The following is an 18,018-nucleotide window of genomic DNA, read 5'->3' as shown; positions in this document are numbered from 1 at the left end:
GCGGGTCCGGTGTGAAACATCATGTAGAGGCATTGGCCGGTACAAGATGAGGGTTGCGAAGCTTCCATCTGAAGCGAACCAGGACCCTACAGTGCGCCCTATTGGCAACCTCGTTGCCGGCACTTTTCACGCCGCACCGGAAGAGATCGGATTGACGATCGCCGACGCCGCCGATGCAGGCACCATCACTGTCATCAACGCCGACTCGGTGGAGATTGTCGACTTCTGCCCCGGACTGTGTGATGCCCCGGGGTGAAGCGGGACCACATTCAACGTCGACTTGTCGATCTGCCGGTGGTGGACTTCGCGACCCGCCTGGACATCCGGGTGCCGCGCTTCACCTGTACCAATGACTCCTGCGACCGGAAGAATTTCCAGGCATCACTGCAATGTGCTGCTGACGGGCGAAGCTGAGCGGTCGGGCGACCCGCTGGATCCTGCAACGTCTCGCGGTCGACCGCGTGAGCGTGTCCGCAACCGCCAGAGCCCTGGGCGTGGGCTGAGAGTGGGTCAACAGGATCGCTGTCGATGCCATCCGTGATCTGGTCTACGCTGACTCGGATCATCTGGACGGGGTGCGGATTCTCGGTGTCGACGAGCACGTGTGGAGACACATCCGCCGATCCGGAGAGCCCTCCTCGCTGCTCACGGTCCTGGTGGACCTGACTCCGCTGGTCGATGGGCCCAGGCCGGCACGGCTGATCGACATGCGCCAGGGGCGCAGCGCAGACGTCCTGCGCACCTGGCTGCAGCAACGCAGGCAACAGTTCCGTGACCTAAGCTATGGGCGCACCATGGCGTTGTTCGCTGCGCCGGACCCCCACGTCTGAACTGTAGGGACGAGACGTTCGTTCGAACATGAATGGTTGCGGAACCGAGCGTTGCCGGTCCGTGAAGCCCAGCATCCCGAATCCCAGGTAGAGATCTCCGGTCACCCGACGAACGTCGTCGAGCAAGTTCATGGTCCCGTTGAGGGTATCGAAGGTGCGGTAGTCGAGACGGAATGCCGGTAGACCGTCGAAGTCCGAGAGCCCGACGGACGTTGTCATGGGGTCCCGTAAGACGCGCCGCCCGCCGGGAGCCCTGAGGTGCACATTGTAACCGCGACCGGTGGTCTCATCCACTGGGCGAAAACCCTTCGCCGTCCAGAGGTACAGCGGGTTGCGCACTTTAACGGCGGCGACCACTGCCCGGAATATGGTGGGTTGTTTGAGGGGTGTTCCGTTGAATTCCCCGGTCATCTCCGACAGCGTGGGGGCCTGCAACGTGGAGAACATGGACAGGAGGTCGGAGTGGGGCATCTGGGTCAGGGCAGTGGCGGTGTACATGGTTGTCGTCTCTTCCATCGGCACGTCCGTCGTCCCGATTCCATGACGATCGCACCGATGCTGCCCAGCGAACCGTCGCGGGTATCTTGCCGCCTTCCAATGAGGAAGGATCAACCACATGAACAAGCACTCTCGACTTGGAGATCAAGGCCCGGGCCGTCCGCCTGGTACAGCGGCAACGCAGCAACTACCCGTTGATGGCAGCGGTGTGCCGAGCGCTCGGCGACGAACTCGGGGTGTCCCGCGAAACGCTGTGCAACTGGGCGCGCTAGGGGTGACATCGACGCCGGAGAAGCCCCCGGGACAGCCACCGGTGAGAAAGAAGAGGCCCGGCAATTTTGCAAGGGGAACGGTTACGTCCTCTAGCGTGGTGTGACATGGGAGTAAATCTAGCGGCGCCCACGGACACGGAATCTGGACGTGTTCGAGCGTCGCCTGCAATGCCCGTCGTCCCTAATGTCAGGAAGTTGCATGTTTGGCCGTCTGCATTCGAACATGGGGCTTTTGAGGCGGACGGTGTTGCGGCTGCTATCTGACGGGTAGCTGGGGTGGGCGGGGGAAGACTTCCGGCTTCTGTCGTGACCGCAGGGGCATGTCGAGCGATCACCCTCCGAGGCAGCGAGATGGGCTGAACCCCTTCCTGGGAGGGTGGCTATCTGACGGTGGGGGACTGAAGGGTGCCTGAAGGGCGCATTCCCCGCGACCTTTAACCCCCCTGAAACACGATCCGTACTGGTCGGCAACACGTAGCTACCATCATTGCAAGGGTATCGATCAAACGACAGATATCTGAAGGATGAGACGATGAACACCGCCAGCACCCAGTCAGTACGTCAGCCAGCCCCCGCCGAAGAAACCGCACGCGACCTGCACCGCACCGACAGCGTGACCAACGCCCGCAGCGACGCCCGCGCCCAGGGCACACAGACCAACCCCTACATGCCCTACCTCCCGGCGAGCGGCAGCCCCTACGCCCCGGAGGGCGTCAACCCGCAGGACCTTACCTGGGCAGAGACCGTCGGCCCCGGCGGTTACACCCACAAAGTCGTCGCCCGCGGGACCCGCGTCCGCCTCGAGGACGTCGACGGCACCACCTGTGCCCACGTCCTGCTGTTCAACGCCCTGGAACCGTGGGAGCGCTACAACGCCGCCGACTCCATCAAGATCCCCTGGCAGGCCTACGTCACGACCGGCCACCCGCTCCTCTCCGGGGAAGGTCGCGTCCTGGCCACCGTCGCCGACGACACCTCCGCTCACCACGACACGTTCTGCGGCACCATGACGGACACGCAGACCGCCCGCAAGTACGGCGACCCCGCCATCCACGACGTCTACCCCTCCGGCCAGGGTCTCTTCGAGCAGGCCGGTGCCAAACACGGCCTGGAACCCCGCGACCTGCCACCCTCGATCTCCTTCTTCAAAGGCACCCGCGCTGAAGAAGACGGCACCATCAGATTCACCGGCGGGGCAGGGGAGGGCACCCACGTGGACCTCATCGCCGAGATGCCGGTCATCATCCTCATCGCCAACTCACCACACCCGCTCGACCCCGCGCAGGACTACCTGAGCGGACCGCTGCGCGTCCACGCCTGGCGGGGCGAACCTACCCAACCCAGCGAGCAGATGTCCCCGGAGAACACGCGCGCCTACCTGAACACCGTCGACTACACCGAAGCGAGGGCCCTCTGATGACCACAGCAACCACCACCATTGACTCCACCGTCGAACCCGGCGCCATCCACTCACCCGACAGCGTCCTCGACTACAGCGAACCCGCCGGCGCCGGCGAGATGATCCTCGACGAGATCGTCGCCCCCCGCGACGGCTGGTCGGCGACAGTGCAGAAGGGTGACGTCCTCACCATCATCGACGTCGGCGGCAACCAGTCCGCCGACTGCCTCATCTACGACGCCGCCGACACCACCGAGCGCTACAGCGTCCCGCACACCCTCGCCGAACAGCGCAACGTCTACGTGCGCACCGGCACCGTCCTGCAGTCCAACCTCGCCAACCCGCTGATGACCGTGGTCGCGAACGAGGTCGACCGGCAGGACACCATCGGCGGTGCCTGCGGCAAGGAGTCCAACACCCTGCGCTACGGCCACCACACCCACCACGACCACGGCTGCCGCGAGAACTTCCTCGTCGAGGCCCGCAAGTACGGCATGGGCCCGCGCGACCTGGTCTCCAACCTCAACTGGTTCATGAACGTCCCCGTCGAGGCCGACGGCACCCTCGGCATCGTCGACGGCATGTCCGCCCCCGGACGCCGCGTGGCCGTGCGCGCCGAGCGGGACGTGCTGGTCATCGTGTCCAACTGCCCGCAGATGAACAACCCCTGCAACGACTTCAACTGCACGCCGCTGCGGATGACCGTCACCCGACCCGAGTAACCCGAGTAAGAGGACAATTCCCATGTTCGACAGCCTGCTCATCGCCAACCGCGGCGAGATCGCCCTGCGCATCATCCGTTCCGCCCGAGCCCTCGGCATCCGCACCATCGCCGTCTACTCCGAGGCCGACATCGCTGCCCCGCACGTCCGCGAGGCGGACGAAGCCCACCTGCTGGGCCCCGGACCGGCGGCGGAATCCTACCTCGACATCGACGCGATACTCGCCGTCGCCGCCGACGCGAAGGCCGGCGCGGTGCACCCCGGCTACGGCTTCCTCTCCGAGAACGCCGACTTCGCCCGCCGCGTCGAGGCCGCCGGTATGCGCTTCGTCGGGCCGACCCCCGACCAGCTCGAGAGCTTCGGCGTCAAGCACACCGCCCGCGAACTCGCGAACGTCGCCGGGGTCCCCATGCTGCCGGGCACCGGACTGCTGCAGACCGCGCAGGACGCCGTGACGCAGGCCGAGGAGATCGGCCTGCCGGTGATGGTCAAGGCGTCCAGTGGTGGCGGCGGCATCGGCATGCAGGCCTGCACCACCACCGCCGAGGTCGCCGAGGCCTTCGAGGCGGTGGAGAAGATCGCCGCGAAGAACTTCGGCTCGGGCGGGGTGTTCCTGGAACGGCTGGTGCGTCCCGCTCGCCACGTCGAGGTCCAGGTCTTCGGTGACGGCACCGGCAACGTCGCGGTCATAGGCGACCGCGACTGCTCCCTGCAGCGCCGAAACCAGAAGGTGATCGAGGAGGCCCCCGCCCCGGACCTGCCGGACGCCGTGCGTCGGGAGATCCACGAGGCGGCCCGCTCCCTGGCGGCCTCGGTGGACTACCGCTCCGCCGGCACGGTGGAGTTCATCTACGATCCCGCCCGTGAGGAGGCCTACTTCCTGGAGATGAACACCCGCCTCCAGGTCGAGCACCCCGTCACCGAGGAGGTGTACGGCGTGGACCTCGTCGACTGGATGCTCACCCTGGCGCAGGGACGGCTGGACGCGGGCATCTTCGACGCCGACCCGCAGCCCACCGGCTGGGCGGTGGAGGCCCGCGTGTACGCCGAGGACCCCGCCAAGAACTGCGAGCCCAGCCCCGGGCTGGTCACCAACGCCGTCTTCCCCGAGGACATGGACGGGGTGCGCGTCGACGGCTGGGTGGAGACCGGTCTGGAGATCCCGCACTTCTACGACCCGATGATCGCCAAGGTCATCGCCCACGGGGACAACCGCGACAAGGCCCTCGACCTGCTGAACACCGCGCTGGGCGAGACCCGCATCGACGGGGTGACCACCAACCTCGGCCTGCTGCGCGCCATGACGGGAACCACAGACGCGGCCACCGAGGTCCGGGCCGCCACCCACTCCACCCTCACCCTCGCCACCACCGTCGACCCGGACCCGCGCATTGACGTCGTCGCCCCCGGCATGCTCACCACCGTGCAGGACTGGCCGGGACGAACGGGCTACTGGCAGGTCGGCGTCCCGCCGTCAGGCCCGATGGACGACAAGTCCCTGCGCGAGGCCAACATCGCCGTCGGCAATCCGGAGGGTGCGCCGGCCCTGGAGTGCACGTCCTCCGGGCCCGCCCTGCGGTTCTCGCACACCACCGTCGTCTGCGTCACCGGCGCTTCGGTGGCCTGCACCGTCGACGGCGACCCGGTCGAACAGTGGACCCCGGTGACCGTCGACGCCGGCCAGACCCTGCGCATCGGCACCGCCTCGGACGCCGGGCTGCGCGTGTACCTCGCCGTGCGCGGCGGGTTCGACGTCCCCGAGTACCTCGGCTCAGCGTCCACCTTCACCCTCGGCAACTTCGGCGGTCATGCCGGACGTGCCCTGCGCGCCGGCGACGTCCTGCGTCCCGCACCGGTCGACACAGACGCCACAGACGTCCCCGCACCGGCCGCCGTGCCTGTCGACAGGCGACCGGAGATCGCCACCCACTGGTGCATCGCGGTGACCGAGGGCCCACACGAGGCCCCGGAGTTCTTCACCCCTGAGGACATCGAGACCCTCTACGCGACCGACTACGCGGTGCACCACAACTCCGCGCGCACCGGCGTGCGCCTCATCGGCCCGCGACCGACCTGGGCCCGCGAGGACGGCGGGGAGGCCGGACTTCACCCGTCGAACATCCACGACAACGCCTACGCCGTCGGCGCGCTGGACTTCACCGGCGACACCCCGATCATCCTCGGGCCGGACGGCCCCAGCCTCGGCGGGTTCGTCTGCCCGGCTGTCGTCGCCAGCGGTGACCTGTGGAAACTCGGGCAACTGCGCCCCGGCGACACCATCCGCTTCGTGCCGGTGAGGGAGGCCGACGCCGCCGCGCCGGACGCGCGCACCGAGGGTGGCACAGGCGACGGCGACCATGGCGTCCTCGCCCACGACGAGGCCACCGACGGGCGTCCCGCGGTGACCTACCGTCGCGCCGGCGACACCAACCTGCTCGTCGAGTTCGGCGACCTCGTCCTCGACATCGGGCTGCGCATGCGCGTGCACGCCCTGATGACCGAGATCGAGTCGCGGATCGACTACCACGAGATCGATGGGATCATCGACCTGACCCCGGGTATCCGGTCGCTGCAGATCCACGTCGACCCCGCCACCGTCCTGCCCAGTGGGCTGGTGGACGTGGTGCGCGGCATCGAGGAGGCCGTCCCGGACACGGAGGAGCTCGAGGTGCCGTCCCGCCGGGTCCGCCTGCCACTGTCCTGGGACGACCCGCAGACCCGCCTGGCCATCGAGCGCTACATGAACGGCGTGCGCGACGACGCCCCCTGGTGCCCGTGGAACATCGAGTTCATTCGTCGGATGAACGGTCTGGAGACCGTCGAGGACGTCTACGACACCGTCTTCGAGGCGTCCTACCTGGTCCTCGGCCTCGGCGACGTGTATCTCGGTGCGCCGGTCGCCACCCCACTGGACCCCCGCCACCGCCTGGTCACCACCAAGTACAACCCTGCCCGCACCTGGACCCCGGAGAACGCCGTGGGCATCGGCGGTGCCTACCTGTGCATCTACGGCATGGAGGGCCCCGGCGGCTACCAGTTCGTGGGGCGCACGACCCAGGTGTGGAACCGCTTCCGCACCGGCGGACTGTTCCAGGGGGACCCCTGGGCGCTGCGGTTCTTCGACCGCATCGAGTGGTACCCGGTCTCCCACGAGGAACTGACGCACCTGCGCGCCGAGACCGACGCCGGACGCGGACTCGCCGACACCGAGGAAGGCACCTTCTCCTACGCCGAGTACCGCCGGTTCCTCGACGACAACGCCGACTCCATCGCCGAGTTCCGCGCCACCCAGGCCACCGCCTTCGACGAGGAGAAGGAGCGCTGGCGCGCCTCCGGCGAGTTCGAGGTCAGGGACGAACCCGAGGTGGTCGAGGACACCGCCGAGGCCGAGGTGCCGGAGGGTTCCGACGGGGTGTACGCGCCGCTGCCGTCGACGCTGTGGCAGCTCGTCGTCGCCGAGGGCGACACGGTGAAGATCGGCGACCGGCTGGCGTCGTTGGAGGCGATGAAGATGGAGACCCCGGTCCTCGCCGAGTGCGACGGGGTGGTCTCCGGAGTCTTCGCCGGCGTCGGCGAACAGGTCGGTCAGGGGCAGGTGCTGGTCAGCATCAGCCCGGCGTGAGGACGCCCACCGCCGCTCGCGCCACGGCGTCCGCCAGTGAGCGCGCCGCCGCGTCGTCGGGGCCCGAGCCGGTACCAGGGTCGGTACAAGGGTCGGTACCAGGGTCGGTGGAGGACGATTCGGCACGCAGCCGGATCACCGACTCGACCATGTAGAACGGCAGGTCGAGGTGGTCTTCCGGAAGGGCGGTGGTTCCGGCGACACGGCGGGCGAGGCTGCGGTAGCCCTCGCGCAGTTCATCGCGCAGGGTGTGGAACTGCACGAAGTAGGGGTCGCGGATCTCCGGGGCACCGTACAGCGTGGCGAGGTTCCACTTGTCGGTGAGCAGCAGGTAGGCGTCCTCCGTGGCGAGGTGGCGCAGGGTCTCGGCGGGGGAGCTGGAGGTGTCAGGGGAGTCAAGGGAGTCAAGAGAGTCGGGGGCTTCCAGCAGGGACCGTGACAGCTGCACCGACGGCTCCACGGTCTGCACCAGCAACGCCAGCAGCAGCCCCTTCTTGCCGGGGAAGTAGTGGTAGATCGTGGCCTGACGGATGCCCGCGGCCTCCGCGAGCTGCCGGGTGCTCACCGACCCGTAGCCCTCGGTGGTGAACAGCTCGGCGGCGGCGTCCAGCAGCTCGGCACCGGTGTCGACGCCGTCCCAGCGGGGAGCGGACGCGCGGGGGCGTCCCGGCTTCCGCTGGGGGGTGGGCTTGTTGGCCGGTTCCGGCACGTCGGTGCTCCTCAATTTGCTGGGGCTCTGCTGGGGTTCTTCAGTGATCCAACATACGTCGCAGGATCGGGGCCCACGGCTCGGGGTCGGGGAAACCCGCCACCTGCAGCGACTGTGCGGAGGCCGCGTACCACTCAGCCGGCCCCACGGTCGACAGCGCGCCGGGGGCGGTCATCGACATCAGCACCGCCATCGCGGTGCGCCCGTTGCCGTCGCGGAACGGGTGGCACCACAGGTACTCGGTGAGGAACCGGCACAGCGGTTCCAACGGTACTGGTGTGCCGGCGGCCTGATGTTCCCGGCAGATCCGCAGGTCATCGACGGCGAGTGCCAGGTGGTGGTCGATGGCCGGCACCGGGGCGAAGGCGATGCCCTGGCTCGACAGGTTCACGAACCGCAGATGACCGGCCCAGCCGAAGATGTCGCCGAAGAGCGCACCGTGCACCCCGAGCACCCCGGCGGCGTCACCGACATCGCTCGGGTTTCCGGCACTGGAGGCCATCCGTAGCGCGCACAGTCGACCGGTGAGGTCGTTGAGCAGTGTCGGCGAGGTCAGCCCCGGCCGGTTGCGCAGCACCCGGTGGCTCGGGGCCTGGTAGGCGGGCGTGCCGAACAGGCGGCGCCAGCGCGGGACGCCGGGGAGGTCGAGCGCGGCGTCGGCGTCCTGGGCGGCACGGATCTCCGCGGCCACCGCGTCCTCGACGTCGACCCGCCCCTCGGCGACCGCGGTCAGCACTCCGCGGAACTCACCGGTGAAGGTGCAGCCCTCGATGCGTTGGGCGGCCTCGATGTCGTGTACCCGTGCCGTGGTCACCGGCCACCGTCCCCGGCGTCCGGGGGTGTGTCCACGCTGAAAGTGGAGGTCGAGAGCAGGTAGCGCAGTGTGCGGACGGTGTGACGCACGGTGGTGGTCGCCGCGCGCAGGCGGCGTGCGGCGTCCGGTGGCAGGGCGGTCACCGTGATGCGTCCGAAGCGCTGGAAGACCCGGTCGTCGACGACGTCGAGATCCAGGTCCACCCGGAGCGACAGTGCGTCGGTGAAGGCCACCTGCAGGTCCCGGGCGGTGGACGGGTCGAGGTAGCGGGCGTCCGCCGCCGCCAGACGGGCCGGGGTGGACAGTTCGCTGCTGCCGGAGGCCAACGCAGCCCACCGCGCGATCTTGACCACCGGGGTGAGGACCTCCGCCTTGAGGTCGACGGAGTTCTTGCGCCACAGCCCGGTCAGTCGCGGCGGGCAGGTCGACACGGCGTCGCGCAGCATGTCGGCGAGCATCGGTGAGCTGCTGAAACCCTCGGCCGCTGCGAGGTGGACGGGCGCGGTGTCAGTGGGGTCGCAGGCGTCGGCGAGCAGCCCGAGACGGACCACGGCGAGATCCTGGTCCGGCCTGGCCATCCACCGCGCGGCGTCCTCACGCCACTGTTCGGCGGTGACGGCCAGGACGCCGCCGGTGGGACGCACGCCGTTGGCGTCCCCGGGCACCCCGGCGGCCAGCAGCGCGTCGAACCGTGGGGTGGAGCCGGGGCCCAGCCGGATCACGTCGAGGTCGGAGGAGGGGACCGCCTCGCCGCGGCCGACCGAGCCGGTGGCGGCGAGGTTATCGTCGAGCCGGTCGCGCAGTGCCTGCGACCATTCGGCGGTGACCTCGGGCGCGTCGCGCCCTTGTGACCTGTCGCTGCGCAACGCCCTGAGCAGGGCGGCGAGGTCGGGGTCACGGAGGGTACCGAGGGGCATGAGCACATTGTGCCACCCGTGGGACTCTCGGACGGGAGGGGCAGGGGAAGAGAAACGGGGAACCAACCTCGCCGACATCCAGGGGAAACATGCGGACGCTTGAATAGCTGTCAAACGACAGAAACAACCGCCACAAGATCACGCGAGGACACCCGAAGAATGTCGACACGCACCTCCGCACCACCGTCCACCCCGCCCACCGGCTCCACCGGCTCCACCGCGGATGCCGACGACCTGGGCTCCCTCGGCTACGACCAGCAGCTGCACCGCAACCTCGGCCGCTTCGCCTCCTTCGCCGCCGGGTTCAGCTTCGTCTCCATCCTCACCACGATCTTCCAGCTCTTCGGCCTGGGCTTCGGCTTCGGTGGCCCCGCCTTCTTCTGGACCTGGATCGTGGTCTTCCTCGGCCAGTACATGGTGGCGTTGTGCTTCGCGGAACTCTCCGCGCGCTACCCGGTCTCCGGCGCGATCTACCAGTGGTCGAGGCGGATGGGTGGTGAGGTCCTCGGCTGGTTCGGCGGCTGGTTCATGATCCTCGCCCAGATCGTCACCGCCTCCGCCGCAGCGATCGCCATGCAGGTCGTCCTGCCGAACATCTGGTCCGGCTTCCAGATCATCGGCGACGACCCTGCACTGGCCTCGCCGTCCGGCGCGTCCAACGCCGTCCTGCTCGGCGCGATCCTGCTGGTGGTCACCACCACGATCAACTGCCTCGGCGTGCGGTGGATGAGTTACGTGACCACCATCGGGGTGATCTGCGAGCTCGTCGGCGTCGTCGCGATCATCGGCGTGCTGTTCACCCACGCCCAGCGTGGCCCGCAGGTCGTCCTCGACACCGGGGCCTCCGGTGGCGACGGCTACATCTGGGCCTGGATCGCCTCCGGACTCATGGCCGCCTATGTCATGGTCGGTTTCGGCAGCGCCGGGGAGCTCGCCGAGGAGACGAAGAACCCGCGCCGGGTCGCGCCGAAGACCATCCGCCAGGCCCTGACGCTCTCCGCTCTCGGCGGTGGGCTGCTGATCGTCGGTGCCCTGATGGCCGCGCCGTCGCTGACCGACGGGCAACTCGCCGAACAGGGGCTGCCGTACGTGCTCAACGCCGTGCTGTCCTCCCCGTGGGGGACCGTCCTGCTCATCGACGTCGCCGTCGCCGTGCTGATCTGCACCCTGGCGATCCAGACCGCGGCGTCGCGCCTGATGTTCTCCATGGCCCGTGACGGTCGCCTGCCCGGCTCCGAACGCCTCGCCCACGTGAACCCGCGGACCGGCACTCCGATCCTCCCGTCGATTCTCGTCGGTGTGGGCTGCCTGCTGGTGCTGCTGGTCAACGTCGGCAACGACGCCATCTTCGCCACCCTGACCAGCGTGTGCATCATCCTGATCTACCTCGCCTACCTCATGGTCACCGGGCCGCTGCTGATCCAGCGGCTCAAGGGCTGGCCCGGTAAGCGCGGCGAGGAGACCGACGCCGAAGGCCGCCCGCTGTTCACCCTGGGCAGGATCGGGGTCCTGGTCAACGCTCTCGCCGTGGGCTACGGCATCCTCATGGTCATCAACCTGTCGTGGCCGCGCGCCGAGATCTACAACCCCTCCGGCGACATGCCGTTGATGCAGTGGGCCGGGCCGATCGCGGTGCTGGTCTGCGTGCTCGCCGGACTGGCGGCGTTCCCGTGGAACAAGGCACACCCCCGACCGGTGAAGGTCGGTGAGTGAACCGTGGGATTCAGAGACCGGACGGACGCCCTGCGCGTCCTCGACGACGCCTACCGTGCCCTCGACGACGGTGCCGCGTCCAACGCCTTCCTCTCCCTGCGTTCCCGGCAGGACGCCCACGAGGCGCTCGACACCGCCTTCCGGGAGGTGCCCGACGGGCCCCTCACCGGGATGATCATCGCGGTGAAGGACAACATCGACGTCGCCGGATTCGACACCACCGCCGCCTGCCCCGGTTACGCCTACCGGCCGGAGCGGGACGCCGCGTGTGTCGCGGCGCTGCGGGCGTCCGGCGCGGTGGTGATCGGGAAGACCAACCTCGACCAGTTCGCCACCGGACTCGTCGGCACCCGCTCGCCCTACGGCGCGGTGGGCGACACGGCGGTGGCCGAGCGGATCTCCGGCGGGTCGTCGTCCGGCTCCGCGGTGGCGGTGGCGGCCGGTATCGTCGACGCGGCGCTGGGCACCGACACCGCGGGATCAGGACGGGTGCCGGCGGGACTGCAGGGCATCGTCGGGATCAAAGCGACCGTAGGGGTGGTCTCCGCCGAGGGTGTGGTGCCCGCGTGCGAGAGCTACGACTGCGTGACCGTGTTCGCCCGCAGCAGTGGCGAGGCGGATGCTGTGATGGCGGTGATGGCCTCGACCGGTTCGCGCGCCTGGCCGTCCGACGTGCGGTTCACCGCACCGACGACGCCGGTGGTCGGCGTTCCTGCGGACCTTCCCGGCCTGTCGGCGTCGTGGCGGGAGGCGTTCGACGGCGCGGTGGAGCACCTGCGCACCACCGGATGCGAGATCCGGACCATCGACCTGACCCCTGCACTCGAGGCCGCCCGGATGTTGTACGACTCCGCGCTGGTCGCTGAGCGTGCCGAGGCGGTCGGCACATTCGTTGCCGCGGCGTCCGCCAACGACGCCGTCTCCGCCGAAGCAGGGCTGGACCAGACCGTGGCCGGCATCGTCACCGACGCCGGACAGTGGAACGGCGTGGACGTCCTGCGCGCCCAACGACTGCTTGCTGAGCGTGGCCGGGCGGCGCTGCAGGAGTGGGACGGCGCAGACGTCGTCCTCGTCCCCACCGCGCCCTTCCATCCCACGATCGTCGCGGTGGACGCCGACCCGGTCGGGGTGAACTCCGCGATGGGCATCTACACGAACTTCTGCAACCTGATGGACCTCTGCGGGGTGGCCGTGCCGTGGACGACGGTGGGTGACAGTGGGCGGCCCGAGGACGGTGCGAGTGCCTCGTTGCCGGCGCAGTTCGGGGTGACGGTGCTTGCGCGGGCGTTCGAGGACGGCGTGGCGGGTGGTGTGGCTTCGTTGTTCGGTGGTGCTGGGCGTGCGGAGGACGTGGTGGCGTCGTGGACGGCGGGTATAGCTGAAGGTGACAGTGCAGGTGCCGGCCCTGAGGCGGTGCCGGTGGTCGTGTTCGGCGCGCACCTGCGTGGCCAGCCGCTCAACCGGGAGCTGCGCGCACTGGGGGCGTCCTTCGTCGGTGACGTGGAGACCACGCCTGACTACCGTCTGTACGCGTTGGACACGGTGCCGCCGAAACCAGGGCTGACCGGGCCGGTGGAGGATGGACGCCGGATCGCGGGGGAGGAGTGGTTGATCTCTCCGGCGGGGTTGGGTCGTTTCCTTGCAGGCCTCCCCGCTCCGATGGCGTTGGGGCAGGTGACGTTGTCCGATGGACGCCAGGTCACCGGATTCACCTGCCAGCCAGCGGCGGTGGACGGGGCGGAGGACATCTCCGCGTTCGGTGGGTGGCGGGGATACGTGTCACAAGGTGAGTGACGTTTGGTGAGCGGACCTTCGGTCCGCAGACGTGAAAGCTCACGTCACGGTCTGAATCGCTGAACGATTGCTTAACATGTTCGACGAGTGGAAGTATTCCGTTCCACACCGAAAGTCGAATGTGAGGTAGAGCACACGATGTCTCTCGTGATCCAGCAATCCCGGTCCACGGCGGCAGCCGGACCACACGGCGGTAACGCCGACAGCGCTGCAGCCCTCGCACGCGACTTCGGTGTGTCTCGGGCGACCGTCAGCTACGCGCTCAACGGCAAGCCCGGTGTGTCTGACGGGCTCCGGCAGAAGATCATCGCTGAAGCGTCCAGGCGGGGTGTACGGGTTCCCGCCAACGAGCTGACGACCGGTGGCACCGTCGGCATGGTCGTCGGGGACATTCAGAACCCCTTCTACGCGGAACTCGCCCGTGAAGCTGTCCGTGCCGCCCGTGACCGTGACATGGAAGTCCTCATCGCGAACAGCGACGGCGATCCGAAACGGGTGACCCGAGCGGCCTCGGCACTGACGGAGGCCGGGGCGAAGGGGATCATCCTGAGCACCCTCAACCTCGATGAAGGAGAAAGGGTCCGGGAACTGCGCAACGGACATGTCCCGGCCGTCCTGCTCTCCCGCAGGATTCCCCAGATGGAGGACATCCCCTTCGACGGGATCGACGACTACCAGGCCGGCCGCGACCTCATGGACCACGTCCTCGGCCATGGATACCAGGAAATCGCCATCGCCACAGGTGGGTTCCGGTCCTACGCCACGAGCCGGAGGATCGAGGGGTTCCTTGCCTCTGCCGCTGCCGCACGGATCACCATCCCGAAGAGCCGTGTGATGTCCACCGAGCTCAACATCGTCGGTGGCGACATCGCTGCGGAATATCTGCTGGCGCAGGACACGCTTCCCGAGGTCGTGGTGTGTGGTGCCGATGCCATCGCGACGGGTCTGATCAACCGGCTCGTCCATGCCGGTGTCAGCGTTCCCGGCGACATCGCCGTCGTTGGGTTCGACGGTGCCCGTGGTCTCCGCAACCCCTACATCGATCTCACGACCATCGTTCAACCCACCCACCGCATGGCAGTCAGTGCCATCCAGAAGCTGGTCGAACTCGCGTCCGGGCGGCGCCCCGAAGACGTCCAGACCATCCATTCACACCGGCTCCACATCGGAACGACCTGCGGAAGCCACGAACAACACGAATCACTTGAAGGAGAAGACAAATGACTGCATCAGTTGAAGCTCACGGGTACGCCCCACTTGCCGGAAAGAACGCCGTCGTCACCGGGGCGTCCCGCGGGATTGGTGAGGGGATCGCCCGTAAACTCGCCTCGCGCGGTGCCAAGGTCGTCGTCGCAGACGTCAACCTGTCCGCGGCGACCGCCACCGCGGACGCCTGCGGCAACGATTCCTTCGCCGTGGAACTCAACGTCGCGGACCCCGATGCTGTACGGGACAGTGTCAGTGATCTCGTCGACAAACTCGGGCACATCGACATCCTCGTCAACAACGCAGGTATCAACCGGGACGCCATGCTCCACAAGATGACCGACGAGGAATGGGACGCCGTTCTCGCCGTCGACCTTTCCGGGGAGTTCTACATGTGCAGGGAGATCGGTACCCACATGCGCGGCAACGGGTACGGTCGCATCGTCAACGTCGCCTCCGCCTCATGGATGGGGAACATCGGGCAGACGAACTACGCGGCCGCCAAGGGAGGCGTGGTCTCGTTGACCCGCTCCATCGCCAAGGAACTGGCACGCAAGAACATCACCGCCAACGCCATCTGCCCGGGTTTCATCGACACCGAGATGACCCGTGGCATGCCCCAGCATCTCTTCGACGCGCAACTGGACAAGATTCCGCTCGGCCGCGCGGGCCAGCCGGAGGATGTCGCCAATCTCGTCGCATTCCTGGCTTCGGATGACGCCGCGTACGTCACCGGCGAGGTCATCAACATCGGCGGAGGGTACAAGCTCTGATGAAGTTCATCACACCTGAACAGGTCCCGGCGCTCGTGCCGGACGGTTCCACCGTCGTCAGCGACGGTATGACCATGATGGGCGTGGCCGATGAACTCATCGCCGCACTGGAGACAAGTTTTCTCGAGAAGAACACACCCAACGACCTCACATGGGTCCATGCTGCCGGCCAGTCCAACCGCGTCGCAGGCCTGGCCCGTATCGCCCACGACGGCATGGTCCGCCGTGTCGTCGGATCTCACTGGGGGCTCAACCCACCGGTCGGTGAGATGCTCGGACAGGACCGGGCGCAAGGTGTCTGTCTACCCCAGGGACAGCTCTCCACACTCTTCCGGTCCATCGCCGCCGGACGTCCCGGTCAGCTCTCGACGGTAGGACTCGGCACCTACGTCGACCCACGCCTCGGGGCAGGACTCATCAATGAGTCTGCCCGGACGCACGTGACCGACGGTGAGTACGTCCAGATTGTTGAGATCAACGGCGAAGAATACATCTTCTACCGGTCCTTCAACCTCGACGTCGCCCTCATCCGTGGTTCCGCGGTCGACGCTGACGGCAACCTCACCCACCGTGACGAGGTGTCCGGCCTTGACGCATTGGCCATCGCCCAGGCCGTCCACAACTGCGGCGGCGTGGTCATCGCGCAGGTACGCGACGTCGTCGAGCCGGGAGACATCGATGCCCGTGACGTGACCGTTCCGGCACCGCTCGTCGACTACGCCGTCGTCTGCACCGACCCGGGGACCTTCCACCGACAGTCTGACAGCTACTCGGAGGTCGACCGTGACCTCGTCTCCGGCCACATGGACCCCGATCGCCTCCGGCACGCGTTCGAGGTCCAGGAGACCCCGGAGCACCGGCTCGATGTCGGACGCCGCGGCGTGCGACTGGTCAACCCCGGCGACGTCATCAACGTCGGCACCGGTATCCCGGCGGACACCGTCGGCAAAGCACTCGCAGAGGCCGATCTGCTCCCCGAGGTCCACCTCACCGTCGAATCCGGCACGTACGGAGGACTTCCCCTCGGCGTCGTCGACTTCGGCTGCTCCGTGCATCCGGCCGCCATCGTGGGACACCCCCAGCAGATGGACTTCTACAACGGTGGGGGAGTGGACATCACGTTCATGGGCGCCGGCCAGATCGACCCCCGGGGAGACGTCAACGTCTCCTTCCTCGGCGGAAACGCGATCGGCTGCGGCGGGTTCATGGACATTGTCGACGGGGCAGGAACCGTCTGCTTCCTGGTTTCGGTCTCCGGCCGACACTCCAAGTTCACCGACACCGTCGACCAGATCAGCTTCTCCGGCACCCAGGCACTCCGTAAGGGCCAGAACGTGTACATCGCCACCGAGTACTACCTGCTCGCCCTCACCGACGCGGGCTGGGAACTTCGTGAATGCGACGACACCCCCGAGGCGCAGGACGCCCTCGGCCGCATTCCCTTCGACGTCACACCGCGCTGACACCGACTTTTCACACTTCACCCACCACATCCCAGGAGACAACCATGTCAAAATACGACTCTCAGCCCGATCGTCCGGTATTCCTCGCCGGTGCCCGTACCGCAGTGGGCAGCTTCGGCGGAGCGCTCGCCTCCGTCCCCAACCACGAACTCGGCGCCCATGCCACGACGGCAGCGCTTGAACGCGCGGGGCTTCCGGCGGAGTCTGTCGACGAGTTCATCTACGGCTGTGTCGGCCAGGTCGGCGGAGACGCCTTCCTCGGACGCCGGGTCTCACTCGCCGCCGGTGCCCGGGACGATTCGACAGCGATGACCGTCAACCGCCTGTGCGGGTCCGGACTGCAGGCAGTCCAGAGTGCGGCACTTGAGCTCTCCACGGGGCAGTCACGGTACGTGGTCGCCGGGGGCTCGGAGAACATGTCCGCGCAGCCATTCCTCGACTACGGTGCGCGCGACGGCTGGCGTCTGTCGAACCGCACCGTCATCGACGGGACGCTGTCCCTGGTCACCGATCCCTTCGGCAACTACCCGATGGGTAACACCGCCGAGGCCGTCGCCCGCGAGTTCAACGTATCCAGGGAGGAGCAGGACGAGTTCGCCGCCGAATCCCAGCGGCGTGCTGCCGATGCGCAGGAGGCGGCCCTCTTCGCCGATGAGATCGCACCGCTGGAGGTACGGAAGCGCCGGGAGACCACCACCGTCGACACCGACGAGCACCCCCGGCCCGGAACCACCGTCGAGAAGCTCGCGAGACTCCGACCCGCCTTCGACCCGGAGGGCACTGTCACCGCGGGCAACGCGTCCGGCATCAATGACGCCGGTGCCGCGCTCGTCATGACCACCCGAGCTACCGCGGACGCGGACGGCGTCGGCCCGATCGGTGAGCTCGTCGGTTTCGCGAAGGCCGGAATCCGCACGGAGATCATGGGCTACGCGCCGCGGTATGCCGTGGAGAAGGTCCTTGACCAGACAGGTCTGTCACTGGCGGACATCGACTGGATCGAGCTCAATGAGGCGTTTGCCTCGCAGGCGGTCGCCGTCTCCCGGGACCTCGGGCTTGACCCTGCGAAGGTCAACCCGCTCGGCGGGGCCATCGCGCTCGGCCACCCCATCGGCGCCACTGGCGCTATCCTCACCCTCCGCACCCTGCTCAACCTGCACCGCACCGGCAGCGAATTCGGCCTGGTCACCATGTGCATCGGAGGCGGTCAGGCCGTCGCCGCCATCGTCCGGGCCGTCTGACCTGCACACGCCGAGCGCAGCCCACCACACGCAACAGAGAGTGAC

13 protein-coding genes and 1 pseudogene are annotated in these 18,018 nt (G+C 68.0%); 10 read left to right on the top strand and 4 right to left on the bottom strand.

Features of this window, described 5'->3' with window-relative positions; all coding sequences use genetic code 11:
• Nucleotides 1-91 precede the first annotated feature (91 nt).
• Nucleotides 92-773, top strand: a pseudogene (locus PQI66_RS15420) (ISL3 family transposase); the annotation flags it as partial.
• A 3-nt stretch (nt 774-776) separates the two neighbouring features.
• Here the strand turns inward: PQI66_RS15420 and PQI66_RS05350 are convergent.
• Entirely contained in the window at nt 777-1,346 is a 570-nt protein-coding gene (locus PQI66_RS05350; protein WP_339996586.1) for a hypothetical protein, read from the bottom strand.
• A gap of 786 nt (nt 1,347-2,132) precedes the next feature.
• Between PQI66_RS05350 and PQI66_RS05345 the strand changes: the two genes are divergently transcribed.
• The 3 genes from PQI66_RS05345 to uca are packed head-to-tail and all read left to right on the top strand — an operon-like array spanning nt 2,133 to nt 7,343.
• Nucleotides 2,133-3,017 (top strand): urea amidolyase associated protein UAAP1, encoded by an 885-nt coding sequence (locus PQI66_RS05345; protein ID WP_339996585.1) that lies wholly within the window; start codon nt 2,133-2,135, stop codon nt 3,015-3,017.
• Nucleotides 3,017-3,721 (top strand): urea amidolyase associated protein UAAP2, encoded by a 705-nt coding sequence (locus PQI66_RS05340; protein WP_339996584.1) that lies wholly within the window; start codon nt 3,017-3,019, stop codon nt 3,719-3,721. Before PQI66_RS05345 ends, PQI66_RS05340 begins: the two co-directional genes overlap by 1 nt.
• 22 nt (nt 3,722-3,743) lie before the next feature.
• Nucleotides 3,744-7,343 (top strand): urea carboxylase, encoded by a 3,600-nt coding sequence (uca, locus tag PQI66_RS05335; RefSeq protein WP_339996582.1) that lies wholly within the window; start codon nt 3,744-3,746, stop codon nt 7,341-7,343.
• On the opposite strand, the gene PQI66_RS05330 is transcribed toward uca, so the two are convergent.
• Genes PQI66_RS05330 through PQI66_RS05320 form a run of 3 tightly spaced genes read right to left on the bottom strand, consistent with a single transcriptional unit; the run spans nt 7,330 to nt 9,783 of the window.
• Complete coding sequence (locus tag PQI66_RS05330) at nt 7,330-8,052, bottom strand: TetR/AcrR family transcriptional regulator (RefSeq protein ID WP_339996581.1); 723 nt, start codon at nt 8,050-8,052, stop codon at nt 7,330-7,332. The genes uca and PQI66_RS05330 overlap by 14 nt on opposite strands.
• Nucleotides 8,053-8,092: 40 nt before the next feature.
• The gene (locus tag PQI66_RS05325) at nt 8,093-8,866 is read right to left on the bottom strand and encodes a Fic family protein (RefSeq protein ID WP_339996578.1); all 774 of its coding nucleotides are present in this window, start codon (nt 8,864-8,866) and stop codon (nt 8,093-8,095) included.
• A complete protein-coding gene (locus PQI66_RS05320; protein WP_339996577.1) occupies nt 8,863-9,783 on the bottom strand; it encodes a putative nucleotidyltransferase substrate binding domain-containing protein in 921 nt (306 codons plus the stop codon). Before PQI66_RS05320 ends, PQI66_RS05325 begins: the two co-directional genes overlap by 4 nt.
• A 159-nt stretch (nt 9,784-9,942) precedes the next feature.
• Between PQI66_RS05320 and PQI66_RS05315 the strand changes: the two genes are divergently transcribed.
• The 6 genes from PQI66_RS05315 (at nt 9,943) to PQI66_RS05290 (ending at nt 17,973) form a co-directional block, all read left to right on the top strand.
• A complete protein-coding gene (locus tag PQI66_RS05315; RefSeq protein ID WP_339996576.1) occupies nt 9,943-11,496 on the top strand; it encodes an amino acid permease in 1,554 nt (517 codons plus the stop codon).
• 3 nt (nt 11,497-11,499) lie between these two features.
• Entirely contained in the window at nt 11,500-13,290 is a 1,791-nt protein-coding gene (gene atzF, locus PQI66_RS05310) for an allophanate hydrolase (protein WP_339996575.1), read from the top strand.
• 147 nt (nt 13,291-13,437) lie between these two features.
• A complete protein-coding gene (locus tag PQI66_RS05305; protein ID WP_339996574.1) occupies nt 13,438-14,514 on the top strand; it encodes a LacI family DNA-binding transcriptional regulator in 1,077 nt (358 codons plus the stop codon).
• Nucleotides 14,511-15,269 carry a 3-oxoacyl-ACP reductase FabG gene (fabG, locus tag PQI66_RS05300; protein ID WP_052540090.1) on the top strand — a complete coding sequence of 253 codons (759 nt, stop codon included), beginning with the start codon at nt 14,511-14,513 and terminating at the stop codon, nt 15,267-15,269. Before PQI66_RS05305 ends, fabG begins: the two co-directional genes overlap by 4 nt.
• A complete protein-coding gene (locus PQI66_RS05295; RefSeq protein WP_339996572.1) occupies nt 15,269-16,732 on the top strand; it encodes a CoA-transferase in 1,464 nt (487 codons plus the stop codon). The genes fabG and PQI66_RS05295 overlap by 1 nt, the downstream gene beginning before the upstream one ends.
• Nucleotides 16,733-16,776: 44 nt before the next feature.
• A complete protein-coding gene (locus PQI66_RS05290; RefSeq protein WP_339996571.1) occupies nt 16,777-17,973 on the top strand; it encodes a thiolase family protein in 1,197 nt (398 codons plus the stop codon).
• Nucleotides 17,974-18,018: the final 45 nt, after the last annotated feature.

Source organism: Corynebacterium sp. USCH3, from assembly GCF_037619475.1.
Classification (GTDB): domain Bacteria; phylum Actinomycetota; class Actinomycetes; order Mycobacteriales; family Mycobacteriaceae; genus Corynebacterium.
The sequence above is the reverse complement of the archived record's forward strand: the minus strand, read 5'-3'. Positions and strand labels throughout refer to the sequence as shown.

Excerpts from the sequence above, each read along its gene's own strand:
- PQI66_RS05345 (WP_339996585.1), top strand. The coding sequence starts at position 2,133 with ATGAACACCGCCAGCACCCAGTCAGTACGTCAGCCAGCCCCCGCCGAA.
- uca (WP_339996582.1), top strand. The coding sequence starts at position 3,744 with ATGTTCGACAGCCTGCTCATCGCCAACCGCGGCGAGATCGCCCTGCGC.
- PQI66_RS05315 (WP_339996576.1), top strand. The coding sequence starts at position 9,943 with ATGTCGACACGCACCTCCGCACCACCGTCCACCCCGCCCACCGGCTCC.
- fabG (WP_052540090.1), top strand. The coding sequence starts at position 14,511 with ATGACTGCATCAGTTGAAGCTCACGGGTACGCCCCACTTGCCGGAAAG.
- PQI66_RS05295 (WP_339996572.1), top strand. The coding sequence starts at position 15,269 with ATGAAGTTCATCACACCTGAACAGGTCCCGGCGCTCGTGCCGGACGGT.
- PQI66_RS05340 (WP_339996584.1), top strand. The coding sequence starts at position 3,017 with ATGACCACAGCAACCACCACCATTGACTCCACCGTCGAACCCGGCGCC.
- PQI66_RS05320 (WP_339996577.1), bottom strand. The coding sequence starts at position 9,783 with ATGCCCCTCGGTACCCTCCGTGACCCCGACCTCGCCGCCCTGCTCAGG.
- PQI66_RS05290 (WP_339996571.1), top strand. The coding sequence starts at position 16,777 with ATGTCAAAATACGACTCTCAGCCCGATCGTCCGGTATTCCTCGCCGGT.
- PQI66_RS05350 (WP_339996586.1), bottom strand. The coding sequence starts at position 1,346 with ATGGAAGAGACGACAACCATGTACACCGCCACTGCCCTGACCCAGATG.